This window comes from Pseudoflavonifractor phocaeensis (assembly GCF_016901735.1).
GTDB lineage: Bacteria > Bacillota > Clostridia > Oscillospirales > Oscillospiraceae > Pseudoflavonifractor_A.
On the sequence record NZ_JACLZC010000046.1, the window covers coordinates 1 to 24,856 of the forward strand.

The 24,856-nt window shown below is 63.6% G+C and carries 26 protein-coding genes; 16 read left to right on the plus strand and 10 right to left on the minus strand.

Going from position 1 to position 24,856, the window contains the following annotated elements:
- The 3 genes from nagZ to mtnA form a co-directional block, all read left to right on the plus strand.
- A partial coding sequence (nagZ, locus tag H7U37_RS10275) for a beta-N-acetylhexosaminidase (protein WP_204875515.1) occupies nucleotides 1-1,115 on the plus strand: 1,115 nt, incomplete at its 5' end.
- Nucleotides 1,116-1,243: 128 nt separating this feature from the next.
- Complete coding sequence (locus H7U37_RS10280; protein WP_204875516.1) at nucleotides 1,244-1,906, plus strand: class II aldolase/adducin family protein; 663 nt, start codon at nucleotides 1,244-1,246, stop codon at nucleotides 1,904-1,906.
- A complete protein-coding gene (gene mtnA / locus H7U37_RS10285; RefSeq protein ID WP_204875517.1) occupies nucleotides 1,903-2,979 on the plus strand; it encodes an S-methyl-5-thioribose-1-phosphate isomerase in 1,077 nt (358 codons plus the stop codon). Before H7U37_RS10280 ends, mtnA begins: the two co-directional genes overlap by 4 nt.
- Nucleotides 2,980-3,238: 259 nt before the next feature.
- Here mtnA and H7U37_RS10290 read toward each other — a convergent pair whose 3' ends face one another.
- Nucleotides 3,239-3,760, minus strand: coding sequence for a spore maturation protein (locus tag H7U37_RS10290; RefSeq protein WP_204875518.1), 522 nt, complete (start codon nucleotides 3,758-3,760; stop codon nucleotides 3,239-3,241).
- Entirely contained in the window at nucleotides 3,757-4,368 is a 612-nt protein-coding gene (locus tag H7U37_RS10295; RefSeq protein ID WP_243413712.1) for a nucleoside recognition domain-containing protein, read from the minus strand. Before H7U37_RS10295 ends, H7U37_RS10290 begins: the two co-directional genes overlap by 4 nt.
- Before the next feature lie 261 nt (nucleotides 4,369-4,629).
- Between H7U37_RS10295 and H7U37_RS10300 the strand changes: the two genes are divergently transcribed.
- Entirely contained in the window at nucleotides 4,630-4,872 is a 243-nt protein-coding gene (locus H7U37_RS10300) for an AbrB/MazE/SpoVT family DNA-binding domain-containing protein (protein WP_204875519.1), read from the plus strand.
- Between the two features lie 169 nt (nucleotides 4,873-5,041).
- On the opposite strand, the gene rsmI is transcribed toward H7U37_RS10300, so the two are convergent.
- The 7 genes from rsmI to H7U37_RS10335 all read right to left on the minus strand — a co-directional run bounded on the left by rsmI (nucleotide 5,042) and on the right by H7U37_RS10335 (nucleotide 12,310).
- Nucleotides 5,042-5,884 (minus strand): 16S rRNA (cytidine(1402)-2'-O)-methyltransferase, encoded by an 843-nt coding sequence (gene rsmI / locus H7U37_RS10305; protein WP_204875520.1) that lies wholly within the window; start codon nucleotides 5,882-5,884, stop codon nucleotides 5,042-5,044.
- Nucleotides 5,885-5,918: 34 nt separating this feature from the next.
- Nucleotides 5,919-6,551 carry a tRNA1(Val) (adenine(37)-N6)-methyltransferase gene (locus tag H7U37_RS10310; protein ID WP_204875521.1) on the minus strand — a complete coding sequence of 211 codons (633 nt, stop codon included), beginning with the start codon at nucleotides 6,549-6,551 and terminating at the stop codon, nucleotides 5,919-5,921.
- Entirely contained in the window at nucleotides 6,548-7,156 is a 609-nt protein-coding gene (locus H7U37_RS10315) for an NUDIX hydrolase (protein ID WP_204875522.1), read from the minus strand. Before H7U37_RS10315 ends, H7U37_RS10310 begins: the two co-directional genes overlap by 4 nt.
- A 24-nt stretch (nucleotides 7,157-7,180) precedes the next feature.
- Nucleotides 7,181-7,708, minus strand: a complete 528-nt coding sequence (nrdG, locus tag H7U37_RS10320; RefSeq protein ID WP_204875523.1) for an anaerobic ribonucleoside-triphosphate reductase activating protein — start codon at nucleotides 7,706-7,708, stop codon at nucleotides 7,181-7,183.
- Nucleotides 7,705-8,448, minus strand: coding sequence for a CatA-like O-acetyltransferase (locus H7U37_RS10325; RefSeq protein WP_338049822.1), 744 nt, complete (start codon nucleotides 8,446-8,448; stop codon nucleotides 7,705-7,707). Before H7U37_RS10325 ends, nrdG begins: the two co-directional genes overlap by 4 nt.
- 74 nt (nucleotides 8,449-8,522) lie before the next feature.
- Nucleotides 8,523-10,844: an anaerobic ribonucleoside triphosphate reductase gene (locus H7U37_RS10330; RefSeq protein WP_204875540.1), complete on the minus strand. Its 2,322-nt coding sequence runs from the start codon at nucleotides 10,842-10,844 to the stop codon at nucleotides 8,523-8,525.
- Between the two features lie 230 nt (nucleotides 10,845-11,074).
- Nucleotides 11,075-12,310 (minus strand): homocysteine S-methyltransferase family protein, encoded by a 1,236-nt coding sequence (locus H7U37_RS10335; RefSeq protein WP_204875524.1) that lies wholly within the window; start codon nucleotides 12,308-12,310, stop codon nucleotides 11,075-11,077.
- Between the two features lie 174 nt (nucleotides 12,311-12,484).
- Here H7U37_RS10335 and cysK point away from each other — a divergent pair, with 174 nt between their 5' ends.
- The 10 genes from cysK to H7U37_RS10385 all read left to right on the plus strand — a co-directional run bounded on the left by cysK (nucleotide 12,485) and on the right by H7U37_RS10385 (nucleotide 22,104).
- Nucleotides 12,485-13,402: a cysteine synthase A gene (gene cysK, locus H7U37_RS10340; protein ID WP_204875525.1), complete on the plus strand. Its 918-nt coding sequence runs from the start codon at nucleotides 12,485-12,487 to the stop codon at nucleotides 13,400-13,402.
- A gap of 274 nt (nucleotides 13,403-13,676) precedes the next feature.
- On the plus strand, nucleotides 13,677-14,696 hold the full coding sequence (aroF, locus tag H7U37_RS10345) for a 3-deoxy-7-phosphoheptulonate synthase (protein WP_204875526.1): 1,020 nt from the start codon (nucleotides 13,677-13,679) through the stop codon (nucleotides 14,694-14,696).
- Nucleotides 14,697-14,699: 3 nt separating this feature from the next.
- Nucleotides 14,700-15,563: a prephenate dehydrogenase gene (locus H7U37_RS10350; RefSeq protein WP_204875527.1), complete on the plus strand. Its 864-nt coding sequence runs from the start codon at nucleotides 14,700-14,702 to the stop codon at nucleotides 15,561-15,563.
- A gap of 93 nt (nucleotides 15,564-15,656) precedes the next feature.
- Nucleotides 15,657-16,097, plus strand: coding sequence for a LytTR family DNA-binding domain-containing protein (locus H7U37_RS10355; protein WP_204875528.1), 441 nt, complete (start codon nucleotides 15,657-15,659; stop codon nucleotides 16,095-16,097).
- 14 nt (nucleotides 16,098-16,111) lie between these two features.
- Entirely contained in the window at nucleotides 16,112-17,662 is a 1,551-nt protein-coding gene (locus H7U37_RS10360) for a hypothetical protein (RefSeq protein WP_204875529.1), read from the plus strand.
- A 16-nt stretch (nucleotides 17,663-17,678) separates the two neighbouring features.
- On the plus strand, nucleotides 17,679-18,059 hold the full coding sequence (locus tag H7U37_RS10365; protein ID WP_204875530.1) for a hypothetical protein: 381 nt from the start codon (nucleotides 17,679-17,681) through the stop codon (nucleotides 18,057-18,059).
- A 57-nt stretch (nucleotides 18,060-18,116) separates the two neighbouring features.
- Entirely contained in the window at nucleotides 18,117-18,830 is a 714-nt protein-coding gene (trmB, locus tag H7U37_RS10370; protein WP_204875531.1) for a tRNA (guanosine(46)-N7)-methyltransferase TrmB, read from the plus strand.
- A gap of 179 nt (nucleotides 18,831-19,009) precedes the next feature.
- Nucleotides 19,010-20,626: a Na/Pi cotransporter family protein gene (locus H7U37_RS10375; protein ID WP_204875532.1), complete on the plus strand. Its 1,617-nt coding sequence runs from the start codon at nucleotides 19,010-19,012 to the stop codon at nucleotides 20,624-20,626.
- A gap of 179 nt (nucleotides 20,627-20,805) precedes the next feature.
- Entirely contained in the window at nucleotides 20,806-21,381 is a 576-nt protein-coding gene (locus H7U37_RS10380; protein WP_204875533.1) for a UBA domain-containing protein, read from the plus strand.
- A 36-nt stretch (nucleotides 21,382-21,417) separates the two neighbouring features.
- On the plus strand, nucleotides 21,418-22,104 hold the full coding sequence (locus H7U37_RS10385; RefSeq protein ID WP_204875534.1) for a response regulator transcription factor: 687 nt from the start codon (nucleotides 21,418-21,420) through the stop codon (nucleotides 22,102-22,104).
- A gap of 11 nt (nucleotides 22,105-22,115) precedes the next feature.
- On the opposite strand, the gene H7U37_RS10390 is transcribed toward H7U37_RS10385, so the two are convergent.
- Nucleotides 22,116-22,445, minus strand: coding sequence for a cupin domain-containing protein (locus H7U37_RS10390; RefSeq protein WP_204875535.1), 330 nt, complete (start codon nucleotides 22,443-22,445; stop codon nucleotides 22,116-22,118).
- 102 nt (nucleotides 22,446-22,547) lie between these two features.
- Here H7U37_RS10390 and H7U37_RS10395 point away from each other — a divergent pair, with 102 nt between their 5' ends.
- Nucleotides 22,548-23,048, plus strand: coding sequence for a hypothetical protein (locus H7U37_RS10395; RefSeq protein ID WP_204875536.1), 501 nt, complete (start codon nucleotides 22,548-22,550; stop codon nucleotides 23,046-23,048).
- A 25-nt stretch (nucleotides 23,049-23,073) separates the two neighbouring features.
- The gene (locus H7U37_RS10400; RefSeq protein WP_204875537.1) at nucleotides 23,074-24,552 is read left to right on the plus strand and encodes a sensor histidine kinase; all 1,479 of its coding nucleotides are present in this window, start codon (nucleotides 23,074-23,076) and stop codon (nucleotides 24,550-24,552) included.
- Nucleotides 24,553-24,856 lie beyond the last annotated feature (304 nt).

Consider the following 24,856-nt stretch of genomic DNA (forward strand, 5'->3'; position numbering starts at 1 on the left):
CCACCCCCACCCCTACTCCTGACCCGGCCGCCGAACAGCTAAGCACCATGACCACCGAACAGAAGATCTCCCAGCTGCTGGTGGCCGGGATCGCCGGGACCGACGCCGGAAGCGACGGCGTCCTGGCGGTGGAGACCTATCAGGTGGGCGGGCTCATCTACTTCTCCCGCAACGCCCAGAGCGCCGGACAGCTGGTGAACCTGACCAACCAGCTCAAAGCCCTGAACGGCGACTATATCCCCCAATTCATCGGCATCGACCAGGAGGGGGGACGGGTGGACCGTATGCCCCCCGAGGTAAAGGACACCCCCAGCGCCTATCTGGTGGGTCAGGCCGGCTGCGCCTCCGATTACGGGGCGGTGCTGGCGGCGGAGTGCGCCGCCTTTGGCTGCAACGTGGACTTTGCCCCCTCTCTGGACATCTGGTCCAATCCGGACAACACCGTCATCGGCAACCGGGCCTTTGGCACCGACCCGGACACCGTCACGTCCGCCGGACTGGAGGCGTTAAGCGCCATGACGGCGGGAGGCGTCATCCCGGTGGTCAAGCACTTCCCCGGCCACGGCGACACCAGGGAGGACTCCCATGTGGAGCTCCCCGTGGTGACCGACTCCCTGGACACCCTCCGGCAGGAGGCGCTGGCCCCCTTCTCCGCCGCCATTGACGCTACGCCCGGCGGCCTCCCCGCCGTCATGGTCAGCCACATCCTGCTGACCGCAGTGGACGACACCTACCCCGCCACCCTCTCCCCCGCCGTGGTGGACGGTCTCCTGCGGGAGGACCTGGGCTTTGACGGGGTGGTGTTCACCGACGATATGACCATGGGGGCCATTGCCGACACCTGGTCTCTGGGCGAGGCCTGCGTGCTGGCCATCAACGCCGGCTGCGACTGCCTGCTCATCTGCCACGGCAGCGACAACCTGACCGCCGCCCGGAACGCCCTTTTGGCGGCGGTGGAAGAGGGGCGCATCTCCCAGGAACGGCTGGATGAGAGCGTTTCCCGCATTCTGCGGCTGAAAAATCAGTATCATCTCACCAACGATCCCATTCCGGAGACGGAACTGTCCGCCCTCAACCGCCAGATTGGCGCCCTCTGGGACCAGATCAATCAGTAACCATACCGCAAAGCGGCGGGTCACGGCTCCCCAAAGGGTCTTGACCCGCCGCTTTTGTCCCCTCCCCTTGCGAGGCGGCGGGCGGGATGGTACAATCAACTTAGTTTTGAAAAAAGGAGGCCGGATTTATGGAAACTGTCCAGGAACTGCTCTGCCGGGTGGGGAAGCTGCTCTATGACCGGGGCTATGCGGCGGCCAACGACGGCAATCTCTCGGTCCGCACCGGGGAGGGCATCTGGATGACCCCTTCCGGCGTCAGCAAGGGGCGCATGACCCCCGAGATGATGGTGCTGGTGGACCTGGAGGGCAGCGTCCTGTCCGGGACGCGCTATCCCTCCTCGGAGGCCCCCCTCCATCTGGAGGTCTACCGCCGCCGGAGCGACGTGGGCGCGGTGGTCCATGCCCATCCGCCGGTGTCCACCGCCTTCGCCGTCTGCCGGAAGGGGTTAGAAACGCCGCTGCTGGCTGAGCTGGTGGTGGGACTGGGCGGGCGGGTGCCCCTGGCCCCCTATGCCACCTTGTCTACCCCCGCCGTGCCGGAGAGCATCTCCCCCTTTGTGGCCGAGTATAACGCCGTGCTGCTGGCCAACCACGGCGTCGTGGCCTGGGGGCCGGACCTGTGGTCCGCCTTTGACCGGCTGGAGACGGTGGAGCATACCGCCAAGATCTACCGCAACGCGGCCCTGCTGGGGGGCGGCGTGCCTTTGACGGAAGCGCAGGTAGAGGAGTTGAAGGCCCTGTCCGGCTTTTACCGCCGCCGGGCCGGCAGACGGGAGGAGGAACAAGCATGAGCGTTTTACGGGAAGTGACCCACATCGACAATGTCCGGTTGGGGGACGATCGGGCCAGCGTGGTCATTCTGGACCAGACCCAGCTGCCCAACCGGACCGTTTACGTCACCCTCCGCACGGCGGAGGCGCTGTATCAGGCCATTTTCACCCTTCAGGTCCGGGGCGCGCCCGCCATCGGCATCTGCGCCGCCTACGGCCTGGCGGCTCTGGCCCGGCAGAGTACCGCCGGCAGCCGGGCGGAATTTGACCGCGTCCTGAAGGCCCAGAGCGATTATCTGGTCTCCTCCCGGCCCACGGCGGTCAATCTCTCCTGGGCGGCCCGGCGGATGTGCGCCCTTTTGGACGCCCACCCCGACTGGCCGGTGGACCGGATGCAGGACGCCCTGGAGCAGGAGGCCAGAGCCATCCATCAGGAGGACATTGACATGTGCCGGGCCATCTCCGAGCATGGTCTGTCCCTCCTGCGGGAGGGAGACGGCATCCTCACCCACTGCAACGCCGGTCCTCTGGCCACCTCCCGCTACGGGACGGCGCTGGGCCCCATCCTTTTGGGGACCGAGCGGGGAATGCGCTTCCGGGTCTTTGCCGACGAAACCAGGCCCCTTCTCCAGGGCGCGCGGCTCACCGCCTACGAGCTCCAGAAGGCCGGGGTGGATGTGACCCTCATCTGTGACAATATGGCCTCCATCGTCATGAAAAATGGGTGGATCAACGCCTGCTTTGTGGGCTGCGACCGGGTGGCCGCCAACGGTGACACCGCCAACAAGATCGGCACCAGCGGCGTGGCCATTCTGGCCAAGTATTACGGCATCCCCTTCTATGTCCTGGGTCCCACCTCCACCATTGATGGGAACTGCCCCACCGGCGCGGACATCCGCATCGAGGAGCGGGACCCGGAGGAGATCAAAACCAAGTTCTACGCCGAGCCCATGGCATTGCCGGAGGTAACGTGCTATAACCCGGCCTTTGACGTCACCGATCACAGCCTCATCACCGCCATCATCACCGAAAAGGGGATCTGCCGTCCCCCCTACTCCGAAACCCTCCCTACTTTCTTTCGAGAAAGAAAGTAGGCAAAGAAAGCTTTCATAGGCGCTCGTTCGGCAGGTTGTGCAGGACCGGGCGGCAAAGAAAACCACATATTGCCCTATGGAAAAGGTCCCGGATCGTCGATGCGGTCCGGGACCTCAGTCTGTCGTGGGTCCCGCCCCTCGGCGGGGCAATGATATCCCCTTTCCCCCGTAGGGGCGACCCTTGCGGTCGCCCGCTTCCATGCAAGCCCCTCATCTTTTGCGTTTTACTTTTTCGACAGATTTTGATCCCCGCGCATGTTTATCCAAAGCATATCCGCACCGCCCAGGCGGCGGCCACAAAGCCGGCCAGGTCGGCGCAGAGGGCGGCGGGGATGGTATAGCGGGTGCGTTTGATCCCGGCGGCCCCAAAATAGACCGCCACGGTGTAGAAAGTGGTCTCGGTGGAGCCCAGCATCACGGCGGCGGTCCGGCCGATGAGGGAGTCTGGACCGTAGGCGGAAATGAGCTCCGCCCCCACCCCCAGCGCGGCGCTGCCGCTGACCGGCCGGACCAGCAGCAGCCCCACCGTCTCCGGCGGGATGCCCAGCACCGTCAGCACCGGGGCCAGCAGGTCCGCCGCCAGCTCCAGCGCGCCTGAGGCCCGCAGCATATAGACCGCCGTCAGCAGCCCCACCAGAGGGGGCGCAATCTTGATGAGCACCCCCAGGCCCTCTCCCGCGCCGGTGGAGAGAGCGCCGTACACATCCACCCGCCGGGCCACGCCCCAAAGCGCTACCGCCGCCAGCACCAGCGGCACCAGCAGGTCCGCCCAAAGGGTCATGGCTGTCCCTCCTGTCCTTCCGCCGCGGACCAGAGCCGGGCAAAGAGCTTGGCCGCCAGAATACCTGCCGTTACCGAGCAGGCCGAGGCCAGCCAAACCGCCGGCAGAATGTCAAAGGGGGCGGCACAGCCCGCCGCCGCCCGCACGCTGGCCACCGTGGTGGGAATGAGCTGGATGGAGGCGGTATTGCACACCACCAGCATACAAAGCGCGTCCGAGGCCACGCCGGGGGTGCGGCGGGCCATCTGCCGGGCGGCCTGTACCCCCAAAGGGGTGGCCGCGTTGCCCAGCCCCAGCAAATTGGCGGAAATATTGGCCGAAAGGGGCTCCATGACCCGGTCGTCCCGGGCAAACGCCGGATATAGCCGGCCCAAAAGCGGTCGGAGCAGCCGGGACAGTCCGTCCGCCAGCCCCGACCGGCGCATCACCTCCATCACTCCCATCCATAGACACAGCACGCCCGCCATGGACAGGCACAGCTCCACCGCCGCCGCCGCGCCCTCCATGGCCGCCGCCGCCACCGCGCCGCTCTGCCCCGTCCAAAGGCCGCACACCAGCGCCGCCACCACCATCACCGACCAAAGCACCGACATCGCCATCTCAGCCATCCACCTTTCCGGCCTCCGCCTTGTCCACAATGTAGTGTCCGCCGGGGGAAAATATGCCAATTCAGACCAATAAATCTGCCCAAAACGTAAAATACATTTTTTTCCAATTATGCGACAAAAGTCGAAAAATTTATATAAAAATTTCCAAATTACAATTGACAATGAAATACTGTATGTTATAATGATGACAGTAAATTAGGGATAAAGAACAGAGTTCGTATCATCTGTTTGGTATCGCGTATCGGAAAGGACGTATTACGTATGAAATCTACCGGCATTGTCAGAAAGGTCGACGAGCTCGGCCGTATCGTACTCCCCATCGAGCTCCGCCGCACACTGGATATCGCCGAAAAGGACTCGTTGGAAATCTATGTAGACGGCGCGTCCATCGTTCTGAAAAAGTATCAGCCCGCCTGCATCTTCTGCGACGACGCGAAGGACGTCATCAATTTCCGCGGCAAAAACATCTGCCCCAACTGCCTCCGGGAGCTCCAGAGTAAATAAAACCCCCTCCTCACCGGTAAACGAAATCAGTAAACCCGCCTTTCAAACGAAAGGCGGGTTTTCTTTTTTTGAAAATTCAGAAAATAAATTCTAGGGAATAATTATACAAATAGTATAATAACAAATTACATTTTTTTGAAAAAAAGGATATTAGAAAACACAAAAACGCTCATGCCTCTTCCCGTTGGGACAGGGCCAGGTCATACAGCGCGCTGCGGGAGAGAGACAGCTCCTTGGCCGCCTGACGCACCGCGTCCCGGAGGGAGGCGCCGTCCTCCCGCAGCTCCAGCACCCGGCCCAGGCCGTCCTCCAGGGCAGCCGCTTTCTCCTCCTCCGCCGGCGCGCCCTCCACCACCAGCACAAATTCCCCCTTGGGCGGGTTTTCCCCATACCACCGGCAGGCCTCCCCCAGGGTGGTGCGCCGCACCTCCTCGTGGAGCTTGGTCAGCTCCCGGCACAGGGACACCCGGCGGTCCTGTCCAAAGGCGGCGGCCAGATCGGCCAGGGTCGCCGTCAGCTTGTGGGGAGCCTCGTAAAAAATCATGGTGCGGCTCTCGCCCTGGAGCTGGGCCAGATGCGCCCGGCGGTTTTTCTTGTTCATGGCCAAAAAGCCCTCAAAGGTAAAGCGTCCCGTGGGCAGGCCGGACACTGACAGGGCGGTGACCAGGGCGCAGGGGCCGGGAATGGCAATGACCTCCACCCCCGCCTGGGCGCACAGGGCCACCAGATCCTCTCCCGGGTCGCTGACGGCGGGTGTGCCGGCGTCGGTGACCAGGGCGGCGGACTGGCCCTCCAGGAGCCTGGCCAGAATGGACCGTCCGGCGGCGTCGGTATTGTGGCGGTAATAGCTCACCATGGGCTTTTTGATCCCCAGGTGGTTCAGAAGCTTCATGGACACCCGGGTGTCCTCAGCGGCGATAAAGTCCACCTGGGCCAGGGTATCGGCGGCGCGGGGAGAAATGTCCCCCAGGTTGCCGATGGGGGTAGGGACCAGATAAAGCGTGCCAGCCATAGGGAAAACCTCCGTAAATACGCTGTAATGGGTCTTATCCGCCGGTAAACAGCACCGGCAGGACCGAAAGGCCGGGACGGCCCTCCTTCCTTCCCTCCACCAGGACGGCGGCGGGGGGATGGGCGGCGTCATGCTGCAAAAAGCGCAGCCGTTTGGGCTCCAGACGGCTGGCCCGCAGCGCGCACAGCAGATCGGTGAGCCGCTCCGGCCGGTGAACCAGCGCGAACCGCCCGCCGTTGCGGGTCAGTCTGCCGGCAGCGGCGCACCACTCCGCCAGGGTATGCCCCTCCATACGTTCAGGGCCGCCGGACCGGCCGGAGCCGGCGGCAAAGTAGGGGGGATTGGACACCACCAGGTCAAAGCTGCCGGCCGTCCAGGGCGTTTCCCGCAGATCGCCGGTAAAAATCGCGCCCGGCAGTCCGTTGGCGGCCAGATTCTCCCGGGCAGCCTGAGCGGCGACGGGGTCCAGCTCCACCCCGTGAAGGGCCAGCCCCTCCGCCCGCCGGGCCAGCAGAAGGAGGAGCAGACCGGCCCCGCACCCCAGATCACACACCCGCTGTCCGGGGCGCACCGCGGCAAAGTCCCCCAGCGCCAGGCTGTCCCGCCCCAGCGGGAAGCATCCGCCGGGCACGGTATAGGTATAGGGCCCCAAAGCTTCTCTTCTCATGACTGCTCCAGCAGCTGGGATACGATCCGCCCGGTGATGCCCCACACCGGATGATCCGGCCAGTCGTAAATGGGCACCTCTGCCTTGCCCTTCCGCCAGGGGTAGCCCTGGGGAAAGCCGATGCGCGCATAGGGAAAGTCCTCGGGCAATTGGGGGATCATGCGGCAGAGATACCGGGCGGGCGGGTGATCCAGAAACCAGTCCACCGGCACCAAAAAGACCTCCGCCACCTCGGCCGGACCCAGGCACAGCCCGGAGAGGGCCTCCTCTTCCACCTCGGCCAGCACCGGATGGAGCAGAAAACCGCTCTGATGGACCAGAAAATCCATGGGTGCGATGACCCGGACCCGGCTTGCCGGGATACCCAGCTCCTCCCAGGTCTCCCGCAGGGCGCAGTCCACCGGGGATTCGCCCGGCTCCATCCGTCCGCCGGGAAAGCAGACCTCCCCCGGCTGCTGGTGGAGGGAGGCGGCGCGGACCTCAAAGAGGAGGGACAGTCCCTCCTTCCGCCGGACCAGCGGCACCAGCACCGCAAATTCCCCCCCATTTCCCTGGGGTCTGGGCTGGTGTCCCGCCCAGCGGGCTTCCAGCGCGGCAAGCTCCATGGTCAATCACTCCTTTCGGAACGCTCACGAGAGGGGCACGGTAAAATGGGCCAGCGGGTCGGGACGGCTCCAAAGGACCAGGGTGCCCCGCGCTCGGGTGGCGTTGAGGTCGATGAGCCGCTGGTTGGAGCTGCCCCGGAAGGTGGCGCTGTACGATTTCAGCGCCTCCACAAAGGGCCCGTCCACCAGCACGTCGGTCTGGGCCAGCAGGGCGTCCCAGTCGGGCCGTCCCGCCGCGGTCAGGACCTCCCAGGCGTAGCCGGTATAGGTCCATACATTCTTGCCCAGGGCATGGGCCAGGGCCGCCAGAGCGGCGCATTCGCCGGCCTGCAAAAAGGGGTCGCCCCCCGAAAGAGTCAGTCCGTCAATAAGGGGATTGCCCGCCAGCAGCTCCCCCAGCTCCTCCACCGTAACGGTCCGTCCTCCGCCGGGATCGTGGGTCTCAGGGTTGTGACAGCCGGGACAGCGATGGGGGCAGCCCTGGGTAAAGACGGTAAACCGCAGGCCGGGCCCGTCTACAATGGAATCGGATACCGTACCGGCGATTCTCATACACATCCCCCCCATCCGGAAATTCTCCGGCAGAGCGCCTGATAAAATTGTCCCACATGGACGCCGTCCACCAGGCGGTGGTTGAGCTCCAGGGAGAGCAGGAGGCGCACGCCCTGTCCATGGGGCTCATACTGTCCCCAGGCCACCCGGGGAATGGAGTCGCAGGGGTCCAGATTCCGCTCATTTTTCAGCGCGGTCACCGGAAACCAGGGGAGGCAGGAAAAATAGATCAGCTGGTCCTCCGGCCAGCGGGAGGGGGAGAGAAACGCCCGCTGGCCGGCGCTGGCCGCTACGGCCCGGCGGCAGAAGTCCTCCATATTGTCCCCCGCTTCCAGCGTGGTGATGTGGAAGGCATCGCTCCCCGGGCGGAGGTCGGTGAAGCTGGGGACCAGCGTATCGTGGAGGACGATGGTCCCCCTTCGGTCCTTCCAGCAAAAGGCGGGGATCTCCTCCATGGCCTTGGTGACACACCAGATCATACTCCGATAGAAGGAACACTTTTTGGCCCTGGTATAGGCCAGAAGCGGACCGATTTCCATCGGAAAAGTAAGCGTATAAAAGGGATCGCTCATAGGAGCGAAAAATTCGTACTGGGCCCGGCGGGACCAGGTTTCCATGGGCAGGGTGCGCACGGCCGTCCCTCCTTTCCACTGTTCTCCGGATACCCACTTGAAAATAATATTATAATGCATTTCTCCTGCAAACGCAAGGGCACATCCCACAAGGTGAAACGCAAGCATAAAAAAGGCGCGTCCAAAGGGACCATATCCCTTGGACGCGCCTTGGAACGCAAAAGTTGGATATTGGGCAAATATCAGAGGCCGTGCTTGACCCGGTCCCGCTCCTCGGCCCGCTTGGCGTTGTTGAACCGGTCCAGCGTACCCACCAGGTAGCCGGTGATGCGCCGGATGCGCTCAAAGGGCACGTCGTCCTCGGTCCGGCCGCAGCCGGGGCACCGGTCCCCGATGATGCCCGAGAAGCCGCACACCGGGTCCCGGTCCACCGGATGGTTGACGCTGCCGTAGCCGATGCCGCTCTCCTTCATGCAGCGGATGACCTTTTCAAAGGCCTCCAGGTTGTCGGTGGGGTCGCCGTCCATCTCAATATAGCTGATGTGTCCGGCGTTGGTGAGGGCGTGGTAGGGGGCTTCAATGCGGATCTTGTCATAGGCGGAGATGGGGAAATACACCGGGACGTGGAAGGAGTTGGTATAGTATTCCCGGTCGGTGATGCCGGGCAGCACGCCGAAGCGCTCCTTGTCCATGCGGATGAACCGGCCGGACAGGCCCTCGGCCGGGGTGGCCAGCAGAGAGAAGTTCAGCTTTCTCTTTTCACTCTCCCGGTCCATCCGCTCCCGCATATGGCCGATGATGCGCAGGCCCAGAGCCTGGGCCTCGGCGCTCTGGCCGTGGTGCACCCCCATCAGGGCCACCAGGGTCTCAGCCAGGCCGATGAAGCCCACCGACAGGGTGCCGTGGCGCAGCACCTCCCGCACCTCGTCCTCCCAGTGGAGCTTGTCCGAATCCAGCCACACCCCCTGGCCCATCAGGAAGGGGAAGTTGTAGACATGCTTGCGGCACTGAATCTCAAAGCGCTCCAGCAGCTGCTCCACACACAGGTCCATCATCCGGTCCAGGCCGGAGAAAAACACCGACAGATCCCCCTTGGCCTGGATGGCCAGCCGGGGCAGGTTGATGGTGGTAAAGGACAGATTGCCTCTGCCGTTGCAGATCTCCCGGCTGGGATCGCAGACGTTGCCGATGACCCGGGTACGGCAGCCCATATAGGCAATTTCGGTCTCGGGACGCTTGGGATCGTAATACTGGAGGTTAAAGGGGGCGTCGATAAAGGAAAAGTTGGGGAAAAGCCGCTTGGCCGAGCAGCGGATAGCCAGCTGGAAGAGATCATAGTTGGGTTCGCCGGGGTTATAGTTGACCCCTTCCTTCACCCGGAAGATCTGGATGGGGAAAATGGGGGTCTCCCCTCCGCCCAGTCCGGCCTCGGTGGTGAGGAGGATGTTCTTCATCACCATACGGCCCTCGGGGGAGGTGTCCATGCCGTAGTTGATGGAGGAGAAGGGGGTCTGGGCGCCGGCCCGGGAGTGCATGGTGTTGAGATTGTGGATGAGGGCCTCCATGGCCTGATAGGTGGCCCGGTCGGTCTCCTTTACCGCCCGGGGATGGGCGAAGGCCTGGGCCTTTTCCACCGTCCGGCGGTCATACCGGGAGGAAAGGGCGTCCAGCTCGGCACGGAAATAAGCCCCGCAGTCCTCCAGCGTGGGCGAGAGGCCGGTTTCCTCCTGGATGGCGGCCATAACCGCCTTCAGCGCCTGCTCCGGGTCGTCCACGCCGGCCAGCAGCGCCAGGGCCCGGGCCATATTCTGGCGGTACAGACGGCGGAAGGTCTTGCGCACTCCGTCGGCCATGCCGTAGTCAAAGTTGACGATGGCCTGTCCGCCGTGCTGGTCGTTCTGGTTGGACTGGATGGCGATGCAGGCCAGGGCGGCATAGGAGGCGATGTCGTTGGGCTCCCGCAGGGTGCCGTGGCCGGTGGAAAAACCGCCGTGAAAGAGCTTTTTGATGTCGATCTGACAGCAGGTGGTGGTGAGGGTCAGAAAATCCAGGTCGTGGATGTGGATGTCCCCCTCCCGGTGGGCCCGGGCGTGGTCGGGATTGAGGACGAACATGTCGTAAAACTGCTTGGCGCCCTCAGAGCCGAACTTGAGCATGGCGCCCATGGCGGTGTCGCCGTCAATGTTGGCGTTTTCCCGCTTGATGTCCGAGTCCTTGGCCTTGGAGAAGGTGATGTCCTCATAGGTTTTCATGAGGCGGGTATTCATCTCCCGGGCGCGGCTCCGCTCCTCCCGGTAAAGGATGTAGGCCTTGGCGGTCTGGTCATAGCCGTTGTCCATGAGGACCCGCTCCACCAGATCCTGGATGTGCTCCACGTCCGGCTCCGGCTCGCCCTCCCGGTCCAGAATGGCGCAGACCTGATCGGCCAGACGCTGGGAAGCGTCCTCCGGGTCCAGTCCGTCGGTATAGGTGGCGTGGAAGGCACGGCCAATGGCCGAAGCGATCTTTTCCTCATGGAACGCCATGAGACGTCCGTCGCGTTTGCGAATGGAACTGACCGTCATCATCAATCGGTGCTCCTCTCTTCCCGGAAAAGCGGACCGGGATTTTGTAGTCTAAAATAAATAAAAGCACAAGATATTGTGTCCCGACCAAATCGGCGGACTTTATGGTAAAACAAAACTACCCGGTTCGTCAATTGGCAATTTGGACAAGAGGAAAAAAATCCGCCCCCCAAACCGGGGGGCGGCGGCGGTCCTTTTCCAGCTCTGACGGGGGATTGGAGGCTGTCAAATCAAAGCAAAACCAGGCCATATTTTTTTCGCATGGCGTCCAAAAAATCGGGCTCCAGTTCGCCGGTGCCGTCCCAGAAGGCCCGGCCCTGGTAGACCCGCAGGGCCCCCTCCAAAAGCTCGGGCACATCCGACCAGAGGCACAGGGCGTCCTTGACGGCGTACTGATTTTCGGCGAAGAGGGCCAGGTCGTCCTCCTCCAGAATGGCGATCTTCAGCGCCCCCTGGGGGCAGTCCTCCTCCGCCTCCAGGATGTCCTCCAGCAGATCCGGCGTACACTCGATGGTCTCCCCCACGTCCACGTCGGGGGTGATAAACCGGGCCTCGGTCTCGCTGGCGCAGGGGATAACGTCCGGGTCATGCTCCGGCGGCGTAAAGGCGGAAAAATCCACCCCGTCCACCGCGCGGCGCAGGGCGGCGATCACCTCCGCGCCGGCGCCGCAGCAGCCGCCGAACAGACGCGCCCCGGCCTTGGCCATGGCGGGCACCGCGGCGGCGAAATCGGCGGCGGTATAGGGATAGACGCCCTGGGCGTCGGGCAGGCCGGCGGAGGGCTTGGCGATGAGGGGAACGGCGGCGTAAGGGGTGAGCCGTTCCAGCTGCCGGGCCACCACGGCGGGGCCTTCCGAGCAGTTGATGCCAAAGGCGGACACCCCCATGCCCTGCATCACAATGAGCGCGGCCAGCACGTCGGTGCCGTGGGGCGTCCGGCCCTCGTCGTCGCAGGTAAAGGTGACCCACACCGGCTTGCGCGACACCGACCGGACGGCCAGAACGGCCGCTCTGGCCTCGGCCATGGTGGTCATGGTCTCAATGACATAGAGATCCACCCCGGCCTCCTCCAGGGCCGCAGCCTGCTGGGTGTAGATCTCCACCAGGCGCTCAAAGGAGATACTGCCAAAGGGCAGGATGCGCTTGCCCGTGGGGGCCAGGTCGCCGGCCACCAGGGCTTTCCCGCCGGCGGCCTGACGGGTCAGGTCCACCAGACGGCGGTTATCATCGGCCACCGCGTCCGCGCGGCCGTGGGCCTTGAGTCTGACGGCGTTGGCGCCGAAGGTGGGGGCCAGGAGCACATTTGCCCCGGCATCCACGTAGGAGCGCTGGAGCTCCAGCAGCGTCTGGGGGTGCTGAAGCACCCATTGCTCGGTACACACGCCGGCGGGCATACCCCGGCGCAGGAGCGCGCTGCCGGTGGCGCCGTCCAGCACCAGGGGCAGACGCAAGGGAATCTCATCCATAGTGTAATAAATCCTCCTGAAACAGACGCCTCCCGTCCCGTGGGACGGCAGGCTGGAATCTTATTCAGTATATACAAACCGGTGGAAAATTGCAAGGGGGTGAAAAATCCCACTGGACAGGTGGGATTTTCAGTGCTATACTGAGACCAACGATCACACGAAGGAGGCATTTGTATGCACATTGCCAATGATTTGACCGCTTTGGTGGGCAATACGCCCCTGCTCCGCCTGAGCCGGTACGCGCCGGGCGGCCAGGTGCTGGCCAAGGTGGAGGCCTTTAACCCCCTCTCCTCCGCCAAGGACCGGGCGGCCCTCTACATGATCCGGGACGCCGAGGCCGCCGGCAAGCTCCAGCCCGGCGGGGTCATCATCGAGCCCACCAGCGGCAACACCGGGGTGGGTCTGGCCTGGCAGGCGGCAGTGCTTGGCTACCGGGTGATCCTCACCATGCCGGAGACCATGAGCGCCGAGCGCCGGGCCCTGCTGTCCGCTCTGGGGGCGCAGCTGGTCCTCACCGAGGGGGGCAAGGGGATGAACGGCGCCATTGAAACGGCCAGAGAGCTGCTCTCCTCCACCCCCGGCGCCTGGATGCCCGACCAGTTCAACAACCCCGCCAACGCCAAGGCCCACTACGAGACCACCGGCCCCGAGCTCTGGCGGGACACCGAGGGGACCATCGACGTGCTGGTGGCCGGGGTGGGCTCCGGCGGCACCCTCACCGGCGCGGGCCGGTACCTCAAGGAGCATAACCCCAATATCAAGGTCATCGCCGTGGAGCCGGCGGAATCCCCCGTCCTGTCCGGCGGCAAGGGCGGTCCCCACCGCATCCAGGGCATCGGCGCGGGCTTTGTGCCCGGCGTGCTGGATTTGTCGGTGGTGGACGAGGTGGTCACCATCCCCGGCGACGAGGCCTGCGCCGCGGCCTGGAAGCTGGCCCGCACCGAGGGCCTGCTGGTGGGCATCTCCTCCGGCGCGGCGGCGCTGGCCGCCCGTCTGCTGGCCCAGCGGCCGGAATTTGCCGGGAAAACCATCGTGGCCGTCCTCCCCGACACCGGCGAGCGCTACCTCTCCACCGGCATTTATGAGGGCTGAAAAATTCCCTCTTGACTTTACCACCAAAAAGTGCTAAAGTTTTTCCAACACAGAAAAGAGGGAGGACAAACCCTATGACCAGCCGCTTTTGGTTTGGATACGGCTTTTACCGTTGCTATTACTTTAGCACCGGCGATGGTTCGTGCCCATAGCGGCCTGTCAGGAAAGGTCCAAGCCCCCAAACACCGTTGCATCTGGGAACCTGGAACCGCGGCAGCCCATTGGGCCGCCGCGGTTTTTGTCTGTCCCGCACCATTTGAGGAGGAATTTTGTTATGGTCGTCATTATGAAACCGGACTTCACCGCCCAGCAGCTCCAGGAGGCCATCGCCGCCATGAAGGCCGGCGGCGTCAACGTGATGGTCTCCAAGGGTTCGGAGACCACCATCCTGGGCGCCGAGGGCAACGCCGCCAACATCGACCAGGAAAAGCTGGAGCAGCTGCCCGGCGTGGAGCGGGTCATGCGGGTCAGCGAGCCCTACAAAAAGGCCAACCGCAAATACCACCCCGACGATACCTGCATCCCCCTGCCCAACGGGGCGGTCATCGGCGGGAACAAGCTGGCGGTCATCGCCGGACCCTGCTCTGTGGAGAGCGAGGAGCAGATTGTGGGCATCGCCAAAGCCGTCCAGCAGACCGGGGCCTGCGCCCTGCGGGGCGGCGCCTTCAAGCCCCGGACCTCCCCCTACTCCTTCCAGGGGCTGGAGTGCGAGGGGCTGGAGCTCCTCCGCCGGGCCAGAAGAGAGACCGGCCTCCCGGTGGTCACCGAGATCATGAGCACCGAGTATATCGACCTCTTCCAGGAGTGCGTGGACGTGATCCAGGTGGGGGCGCGGAACATGCAGAACTTCGACCTGCTCAAAAAGCTGGGCCGGGAGACCGACAAGCCCATCCTCCTCAAGCGGGGCCTCTCCTCCACCATCGAGGAGTGGCTCATGTCCGCCGAGTACATCATGGCCGGCGGCAATCAGAACGTAATCCTCTGTGAGCGGGGCATCCGCACCTTTGAGACCTTCACCCGCAACACCCTGGACCTGTCCGCCGTGCTGGCGGTGAAGCAGCTGTCCCACCTGCCGGTGGTGGTGGACCCCTCCCACGCCTGCGGCAAGGCCTGGATGGTGGAGCGGATGGCCATGGCGGCGGTGGCCGCCGGGGCGGACGGCCTCATCATCGAGGTACACAACGATCCCAAAAACGCCCTGTGCGACGGCGCTCAGTCCATCACCCCCCACCAGTTCCAGGACGTGATGGACAAGCTCTCCCCCATCGCCCGGGCGGTGGGCCGGGAGGTGTGAGCGATGGACAAAAAGACCATCGTCATCGTGGGTCTGGGTCTCATCGGCGGCTCTCTGGCCATTGCCCTCCGGGGCTTTGAGGACTACGAGATCGTGGGGGTGGACGTCTCGGAACCCACCCTCCGCTTTGCCCGGGAGCACGGGGTGGCCGATTGGGTCACCGACGACCCGGAGGCCGTCATCCCCCAGGCCGACGTGACCATCCTGGCCCTCCATCCCAAGGGCATCGTCCGCTATCTGGAGCAGTTCAAGGACCGGTTCCAGCCCGGCTCCCTGGTCACCGACGTGTGCGGCGTCAAGACCGCCGTGATGGAGGCGGCCAAGTGCCTGCCGCCCGAGGTGGACTTTATCGGCTGCCACCCCATGGCGGGCACCGAATTCTCCGGCGTGGAGCACGCCTTTGGGGAGATGTTCCGGGGCTCCCACCTGCTCCTCACCCCCCGGCCGGAGAGCACCAAGGAACACCTGGATTTTATGGCCCGGATGGCCGATTACCTGGGCTGCCGGGACGTGTGCCCCACCACCCCGGAGGCCCATGACGCCATGATCGCCTACACCAGCCAGATGATGCACATCATCGCCGTCAGCGTCTGCGACGACGAAAAGCTCTTTGAATGCCGGGGCTTTGAGGGCTCCTCCTTCCGCGGCTGCACCCGGGTGGCGGCCCTGGACGTGGGACTGTGGACCCAGCTCTTTTCCATGAACCGCCCGGCGCTGGTGGAGGCCCTGGACCGGCTGGAGGCCAATTTGCAGTCCTACCGTCAGGCCCTGGCCGACGGCGACGACCAGGCTTTGGCCAAAAAGCTGACTTGGTCGGCCGACCGCAAGCGGCAGATGGACCTGCCCGGTCCCGACCTGCTCCAGTGATTCCAAGTGTCCGTCTCAAAAGACCGTCTGTCCCGAATGTGTGGACGGACGGTCTTTTTTTCCTTATACTGAGGGCAGAAGGGAGGGAGAGGAATGAAGGTAGAGATCCGCATCGTACCGGACCGGAAGGAGCCGGCGGTGGTCATTGAAGCGGCGGAGCGGACGTCGGAGGTGGAGGCGCTGGCAAAGGCGCTTTCGGGCCGTCCGGGCGGGCTGCTCACCGGCCGGCAGGGAGAGCGGGCGGTCTTTTTCCCGCCGGAGGAGGTGCTCCGCTTTTACGGGGAGCAGAAGCTGGTAAAGGCCCAGACCGGCACTGGCGTCTGGACGGTGGACCAGCGGCTCTATGAGCTGGAGGAACAGCTGGACCGCCACACCTTCGTGCGCATCTCCCACTCGGAAATCGTCAATTTGAAAAAGGTGACCGGGCTGGATCTGTCTCTCACCGGCACCATCTGCATGACCCTGGAGGGCGGGACAACGGTTTACGTCTCCCGCCGGTATGTCAAAAAGATCAAAGAAGCCCTGGACCTTTGAAAGGAGGGAGAACCATGAACGAGCGGAAAAAAGCGTGGCTGGTCCGCATTCTCATCGGCGGCGTACTGGGGACCGGCGCGGGTGTGCTCTTCAGTCTGGGAGACGGCATCTGGACGGTGTATCACTGGTACGGTATCTTCCTTGCCGCCGCCTTCGGCGCGTCGGTGGGGGTGTCCACCTTGCCCTTTGCTGACGACGGGCGGTCTGTGGCCAGACGTTCGATGCTGCACTATCTCATTTCCATGGTACTTTTTGTGGGCGCTGTGGTGTTTCTCTCCCACCTCTACCGCTGGGACGGCGCTCTTTTGTGGGCGGGACTGTATACCGCCGGCTATCTAACCATCTGGCTGTCCCGCTATGCGGGCTGGTGGATGGAGCTGGAAGCCATCCGGGCAAAGCTGGGCCTGGCCCAAAGCGCCCCCACGCCCCTCCGTTGGAAGGAGACCCTGCCCTTCGCGCCGGTGGGCATTCTCGTCTATCTTCTCCTGCCCGCCACCCTGCGGGGTGTGGAGCATCTCTCCGGCGAGGCGGTGCCCGCCCTCACCGCCCTGATCTACCCCTGCATCCTTCTGCCGCTGGGGAGCATGGCCTCCGGCGTGGCCCTGGGCAAGCGGCAGGGCTTTTGTCCCTTGTACCTCCTGCTGTGCGCCGTGTGCCTGACCGTCTTTGCTCTGGGCTTTTTAAATGAAACCGCGCTTTATATGGCAGTAATTGGCGTGCTCTTTACCGCCGTCGGGGAGGGAATCGGGGTCTTTCTCCGGCGGGAGCGGGATACAGACAAGCAGGCAGGCGTACGCAATCGGGCCTTCTGGGTGTTTTTGATCCTCTTTTTTGTGGGCGCGTACAATCTGGTGTCCGCGATGTGGGCGGGCGTCCCCACCCTGGATAACGGCGGCGGCTTTATCAGTCTTTCCCCCTGGATCGACTGCGTGGTGTGGGGGGGCTGGATGGCGGGCTTTCTCGTTCCCACCATTCTCTATGCCCGGAAGAGCCGTCCCCATTGGCCGGAATTGTCCCCGGTCTGGCAGCCGGTGTGCGGATTCTTCGCCGTACAGAGCGTGCTGGTGCTGGGTGTCATCCTGCTGGGCGTGCTGGGCGTTCTGTACCCCTATGGGGGCCGGTTTTTGCCGCTCCCGGTCTATGCGGTCCTGCTGGCGGCGGCTTATCTGGCGCTGGGCTTTTTGTGGGGCGGGAAACGCCGCCCGTCGGTGGGCTGGCTGCTGGGGTGGTGCCTGATTTTGGCGGGCGTTTTTCTGGCCCTGGGACTGGGCCGGTGCCTGGCGCTGGACGCCCAGGACGCCCGGTGGGCGGCGGAATACGGCGGCAGCTATATGGCCGGATACACCGAGCGGGTGATGGACTCGGCCGCCGGCGCGGTGCTGGGACGGCTCAATCTGCCCGCCTGCGTGGTGCTGGGCAACTACGATGTGGCCTATTATGACGGCGTCCACACCCTGAGCCGCACTGCCATTACGGCCCTTTGCTGTCTCTGCCCGCCGGTGCTCTTTACCCTGGGGGCGCTGGCGGGGCGGCTGCGGAACGGGAAAAAGCCGGATGAAGCGTAACCATGGAGGTGTTACCATGCAAAACATGAAGCAAAAAAGCAATCGGATTCTGTTGATTCTCTTCCTTTTGTCCTTTGTTATGTACGCCGCGGTTTTTGCCTCCGCCTTTGCCGAGCTCCCCCTTCATATTTCGTCGTGGCATCAGTTTTTGCTGCTCTACGCCCATTTTATTCCCATGTTCTTCCTGGAGCTGCTGCTGTGCCGGACGGCAAAGCTCCGGTGGCGGCTGCTGGTCCCGGCCATTCCCCTGGCGTTGACGGGGCTCTGGTTCCTCAGCACGGCGGAATGGTATGTGATGGCCTGGATTCTCTTTGGCATCTGGTGCGCCGCGCCGGTGCTGGGCTGTGTGGCCGGATGGATCGTCTGGGCCATCGGCAAACGGCGAAAAAACGGGTAAGGCGGTTTACGACGGGCATGGGGTATGGTATGATGACCGTGAGGTGAACCAACTACCATGAGAATGCGAAAGAAACCCAATCTGATCCCCCGGATGGAGCGCTGCGCCGCCATGCTCATCCCGGACCCGGCGGCTATGCGGGGCCATTGGAAAGACGAAATGCCACAGGCCCGGGAGCTCCGGCTGGAGATCGGCTGCGGCAAGGGCCGCTTTACGGTGGAGACGGCGGCGGCGGAGCCAGACGTGCTCTTTGTGGCCATCGAGCGGGTGGCCGACGCCATGGTCATCGCCATGGAACGGGCCAACGCCCTGGGCCTTGCCAACGTCCGCTTCATCGACGCCGACGCCGAACGGCTGCCCGACTACTTCGCCCCCGGCGAGGTGCGTCGCATCTATCTCAACTTCAGCGACCCCTGGCCCGCCAACCGCCACGCCAAGCGCCGCCTGACCCACACCGACTTCCTGATGCGCTACCGGCAGGTGCTGCCCGAAAAGGGGGAAATCCACTTCAAAACGGACAACAAGGGCCTTTTTGAGTGGTCCCTCTTCCAGTTCCCCAAGGCCGGCTTTGCCCTGGAGCAGGTCACCCGCGACCTCCACAAGGACGGGGTGTGCGGCGTGATGACCGACTACGAGGAAAAATTCCACGCCCAGGGCGTCCCCATCCATCGCTGTGTGGCAGTGCTGGAAGCACTTCCCAAAAACATGGAAAACTGGGTCGATCCGCTGGACCGGGGCGGCCCGGCTCAGGAGGTCGTATCGGAGGATTGACCGCCGCCGTCCGCCGTACAGGGAAAAAATTCTCCTTTTTGTCCTGGAAAAACTATTGCAGTCCCGGGGGAACTTTGCCATAATAGGTAACAGAGCGTTTACAGAAAGATGACAAAAAAGAACAGCACCTTACAAAAACTGGGACGCCGGCGCAGTCCGGCCAAGAAGGAGAAAGAGAAATGCAGCTATCAGACATCTTCATGCTCTTCGGCGGCCTTGCCCTCTTCTTATACGGCATGCAGCTGATGAGCGGCGGTCTGGAAGTGGCCGCCGGCGACCGGCTCAAATCCATCCTGGAACGTCTGACCTCCAACCGCTTTTTGGGTATGCTGGTGGGCACCGGCATTACCGCCGTGATCCAGAGCTCCTCCGCCACCACCGTCATGGTGGTGGGCTTCGTCAACGCCGGGCTCATGAGCCTGAGCCAGGCGGTGGGCGTCATCATGGGCGCCAACATCGGTACCACCGCCACCGGCCTGCTCATCGCCCTGGACATCGGCCTCATCGCCCCCATCATCGCCTTCGTGGGTGTGGTGCTGATGATGATGAAAAAAAGCCAGAAGCTCAACTGCATCGGTCAGATCATCGCCGGTCTGGGCATCCTCTTTATCGGTATGGAGCTGATGAGCTCCTCCATGAAGCCCCTGCAGGAGTATCAGCCCTTCATTGACCTGCTGACCCATTTCTCCACCAATCCCCTCCTCGGCATTCTGGTGGGCGCCATCTTTACCGCCATCATCCAGAGCTCCTCCGCCAGCATCGGCATCCTCCAGGCTCTGGCCAGCACCGGCGTCATCGGTCTGGGCAGCGCCGTCTATGTCCTCTTCGGTCAGAACATCGGTACCTGTATCACCGCCGTGCTGGCCGGCCTGGGCGGCAACCTGAACGCCAAGCGCACCACCATCATCCATCTGATGTTCAACGTCATCGGCGCGGTGCTCTTTACGATTATCTGCATGTTTACCCCCTTTGTCAGCATCATCCAGAACCTCTTCCCCGGCAACGTGGTCACCCAGATCGCCACCACCCACGTGATCTTCAACGTGGTCACCACCGCCATCCTGCTGCCCGCCGGCAACCTGCTGGCCAAGGCCGCCTGCGCGATCCTGCCCGACCGGGCGGAGGAGAGCGGCAAGGAGCACAGCTTTGCCGACGCCGTCCGCATGGGCTCCACCTCCATCGCCCTCAGCGAGCTGAAAAAGCAGGAAAACGCCATGTTCCAGATGGCCTGCCAGAACGTGGAAATGGCCTTTGACGCCCTGCTGGACCGGGACAACCAGAAGCTGGAGGCGGTGGCCAGGCAGGAGGACCAGATCGACCTGGACAACGCCGAGATCACCCGCTGCGTGAGCCATATCTCCATCCGCGAGATGTCGGAGACCGACTCCGACCGGCTCAACCGCCTGCTCATCGTCTGCGGCAACATCGAGCGCATCGGCGACCACGCCATGAACATGGCCGAGTACCTCCAGCAGCTGGAAAAGCGGAGCCTTTACATGGACGAGGAGACCACCGAGGAGCTGGTGAAGCTGCGCACCCTGTCGGTCCACGCCCTGGGGGCCATCGACTTCAACGAGGAAGGCGAGGCCGAGAAAAAGCGCAACCTCTCCACCGTGGCCGTGCTGGAGGCCGACAGCGACGACAAAAACCGCCGCTACCGCACCGCTCAGATCAAGCGGATGCGGGCCGGCAAGACCGATCCCGAGGTCAGCATCCTGTACAGCGAGATCCTCACCGACATCGAGCGTATCCTGGACCACGCCCTCAACATCGCCCAGGCGCTCTACGAAAAGTAAAGCCATCCGTCCAAAGGGGCACGGTCCACCGTGTCCCTTTGTTTTTTCTTGCGCCGCCGGTGGGGCTGGGGTACAATGACCCTGTGGCTTTTTTAATCTGGTTTTAACACAAATCCAATGCCCTTTTTTCCTTCAGGCGGTATACTAATCAAAAAGCGAGGGCGAAAGGAGTTTTTGGCATGGCCATTACATTGGAGGACGTGGAGCGTCTCCGGGAAAAGGCGAACGTCTCTTATGAAGAGGCCAAGGCGGCGCTGGAGCGCAGCGGCGGCGACCTGCTGGACGCCCTCATTGACCTGGAGCGGCAGGGCAAAACCAAGACGCCCGGCGGCGGCGGGACCTATTCCACCCGTGCCGGCGCCTCCGCCCCCAGAGAGACACCCAGCGGAGACGGACGGCAGCCCTCTCCCTCTCCCCCCAGCGGCGGCGGACAGAGGCGGAGCCTGTGGGACCGTTTGCGGGAGTTGCTCCACACCCTTTTTCACGCGGTGGACCCCTCCACCCACAACCGCTTTGAGGTCTGGCGGCAGGGACGGATGGTCACCTCCATGCCGCTGCTCATTCTCATCATCGCGGTGATCGCCGTCTCTTGGATTACGGTCCCCCTGCTCATTCTGGGTCTGCTGCTGGGCTGGCGGTATCAGTTTTCCGGCCCCGACCTGGGCCGCAAGGACCTGAACGACGCCATGGACCATATGTCCCGCACGGTGGACGACATGAAAGCGCAGGTCCGGCGGAGCGCACGGGGCAAATAAAAAAGTCCGGCTCAGGGCCGGACGGGAGGGAATCTTATGGAAGAACGCATCCTCCTGGTGGAGGACGAAGAAAAACTGGCCCGCATGGTGGAGCTGGAGCTCCGCTATGAGGGCTATACGGTGGAAAAGGCCTTTGACGGCCGCAGCGGACTGGAAAAGGCCCTGTCCGGCGGCTTCGACCTAATTTTGCTGGATATCATGCTGCCCGCTCTGTCCGGCATGGAGGTGCTGCGCCGCCTGCGGCGGGAGAGCGACGTGCCGGTCATCATGCTCACCGCCCGGGACACGGTGGTGGACAAGGTCTCCGGCCTGGACTCGGGGGCCGACGATTACATCACAAAGCCCTTTGCCATTGAAGAGCTGCTGGCCCGCATCCGAGCGGCCCTGCGCAAGGGCGGCAGGGGCAGCGCCCAGAGCGCCTCCCAGCTGCTCACCGCCGGCGTCCTGACCATGGACCCCGAGCGGCACACCGTCACGGTGGGACAGACCGGCGTGGAGCTGACCCGCCGGGAGTTCGACCTGCTGCGCTATCTGCTGGAAAACAAGGAAAAGGTGGTCAGCCGGGAGTCCCTGCTGGACCACGTCTGGGGCTACGACTATATTGGCGAGACCAACGCCGTGGACGTGTACATCCGCTTTCTCCGGGCCAAGCTGGAAGAGCCCTTCGGCATCAAGCTGATCCACACCGTCCGCGGCGTGGGCTATGTACTGCGGGAGCGCTGAAGCCTTCTCTTTTACTGCTCCGGCACCACGGCGAAGAAGGTCAGGTCGGCGTCGCTGTCGTTGATGAGGCTGTGGGAATGGCCTTTGGGGCAGTAATGGCACTGCCCGGCGGAGACCTGCTCCTGCCCGTCGTCATAGAGGACGGTGCCGGTACCGGTGAGGATGTAGATGATCTCACTGTTGGTCTCATGGGTGTGGCGTCCGATGGACGCGCCGGGGGCCAGGCGGCCATGGAGCATACGATTCAGTCCGTCAGAGAACATTTTCGCCTCCAAAGCGCCTTCTCCGCCCTTAAAGCTGGGAAAATGCTCCTCATCCATGGTATTGTAGGGAATGATCATGAAAACACCTCCGTCAGTTGGACCGCACGAAGCGGTCTTTGGGTATCAGTGTAACTCCATTTATAACCTGTGTCAATGGAAGTCCATAGGAGGAAATTGGCTATGAACGAGAGACCTTGCGCGATTTTATATACCTCCCACACCGGCTTTACCGCCCGGTATGCCGCCCTGCTGGCCAGAATGGCGCGCATTCCGGCCTATGACCTGGGCGACCGCCGGGAACGGCTGCCCAGAGGGACCCCGGTGCTCTACATGGGCTGGCTGTGCGCCGGAAAGATCCAGGGGCTGGACCGGGCCCGGCGGCAGTACCGCGTGCTGGGCGTGTGCGCCGTGGGCATGGCGCCGCCGGACAGCGGACAGACCCAGACCCTCCAACGCAAAAACAACTGGGCCGATCTGCCCTTTTTCTACCTGCGGGGCGGATATGACCACCAAAAGGTCCGGGGCGTTTACCGCCTGATGATGAGCGCCATGGGCAAGGTTATGGCAAAAAAAGCCGGGCAGGACCCGGAGGCCCGCCAGCTCCTGGAGATCATGGAGAACGGCGCCGACTGGGTGACTCCTCAGGCGCTGGAGCCGGTGGCGGCGTGGCTGAAGGGTTAATGGCCCAAAAAGGCAGGTGACTCCAATGGCCAAGTCAAAACAGCAAAACACGGTGGGACGGATCAAGTCCTCCATCGTCATGCGCCTCAACTCCCGGCTTTTTCTCCGCTTGCTGGGAATTTATGTCTGTATGGACCTGCTGCTCTGTCTGCTGGCCTTCGGCGGGCTGGTGGTGTGGAGCGAGCATCAGTGCGCCTCCATCGCCGCGCTGGTGGAGACGCGGGGGGTGCCCTCCGCCGAGGCCACCGTCTGGATGGCGGCGGGGGATTATACCGTCTCCGCTCTGGATCGTCCGCCCCAGGGCATTTCCTATCCCTTCTTCCGGCCTTTGGACGGCCTGGAGGAGGCCAGACACACCATCGACCTGGGCGGCGGCCTGGCCCCGGACGGCCTGACCGTTACCCGGGCCGCCTACACCGTGGAGCTGTACAGCGGCGCGGGGGAGCCCTACGCCATCGTGCTTGACATCAACGGTCCCGTGCGGGTCATGCTCATCATCCTCCAGGTGATGATGGTCTGCCAGGGCATCAGCCTCCTTTGCAACCTCTTCAAAAACGCCGGCACCATCCGTCGCAGCCTGCGGCCCATCCAGGAGCTGGCCGCCGCCGCCAGCCGTCTGGGCCACGCCGACCAGATGTCCCCCGAGGAACTGCGGGCGCTGGCCGGCAAGCTGGACCGCATCAACGCCACCCATCTGGATGAGCGTATCTCGGTCAACGGCACCCAAAAGGAGCTGCAAACCCTGGCCGCCGCCATCAACGCCATGCTGGACCGCATCAACGAGGCATATGACTCCCAGATGCGCTTTGTCTCCGATGCCAGCCACGAGCTGCGCACCCCCATCGCCGTCATCCAGGGCTACGCCAACCTGCTGGACCGCTGGGGCAAGGACGACCCCGACACCCGTCAGGAGGCCATCGACGCCATCCGGCAGGAGGCCGCCTCCATGAAGGAGCTGGTGGAGCAGCTTCTCTTCCTGGCCCGGGGGGACAACGACTCCATGCACCTCTCCCCCGAGCTCTTTGACCTGACCGAGGTGGCCGCCGAGGTATACCGGGAGACCGAGATGATCGACAAGTCCCACGTCTTTGAGGGCAAGTGGAGCCTGCCCGTCCCCGTCCGGGCCGACATCGGCCTGACCAAGCAGGCCCTGCGCATCCTGGTGGACAACAGCGTCAAATATACGCCCACCGGCGGAAAGATTACCCTTTCCGCCGGCATCCGGGCGGGCGCCGCCATCTTGTCGGTGCAGGACGAGGGCCAGGGGATGCGGGCCGCCGACCTGCCCTATATCTTCGACCGCTTCTACCGGACCGATCAGTCACGCGCCCGCCAGACCGGCGGCACCGGCCTGGGCCTGTCCATCGCCCGGTGGATCGTGGAGCGCCACGGCGGCTGGCTGGAGGTCACCTCCTGGGAGGGGGTGGGCACCCGGATGACCATGGTGCTCCCTCTGGAGCACGCCGCCGCCGGCGGAGAAGAAGCCGCCAGGCAGAGCGCCTGAACCAACCGAACAGACCGCCGCGTGTTGTGAGGATGCACAATTCCGCGGCGGTTTTTTTGCCGTTTCTGGAGAAGGTGCAAAAAAATGGGCAAAGGCCCAATGGGCCCGGAACTTTTCCGCCTCCCCTGCGTCAAAGGTTAGGACAGCGGGAGCAGAAAACCGGATGCTCCTGCGCAAGTACATAACACTCAAAAAGGAGCGTTTTTGATATGAACCATCGTTTTTCCGCCCTCGCCCTGGCGGGCGTCCTCTCCCTGAGCCTGCTGGCCGGCTGTTCCGCCAGCGCCCAGCCCCCTGTCTCCCC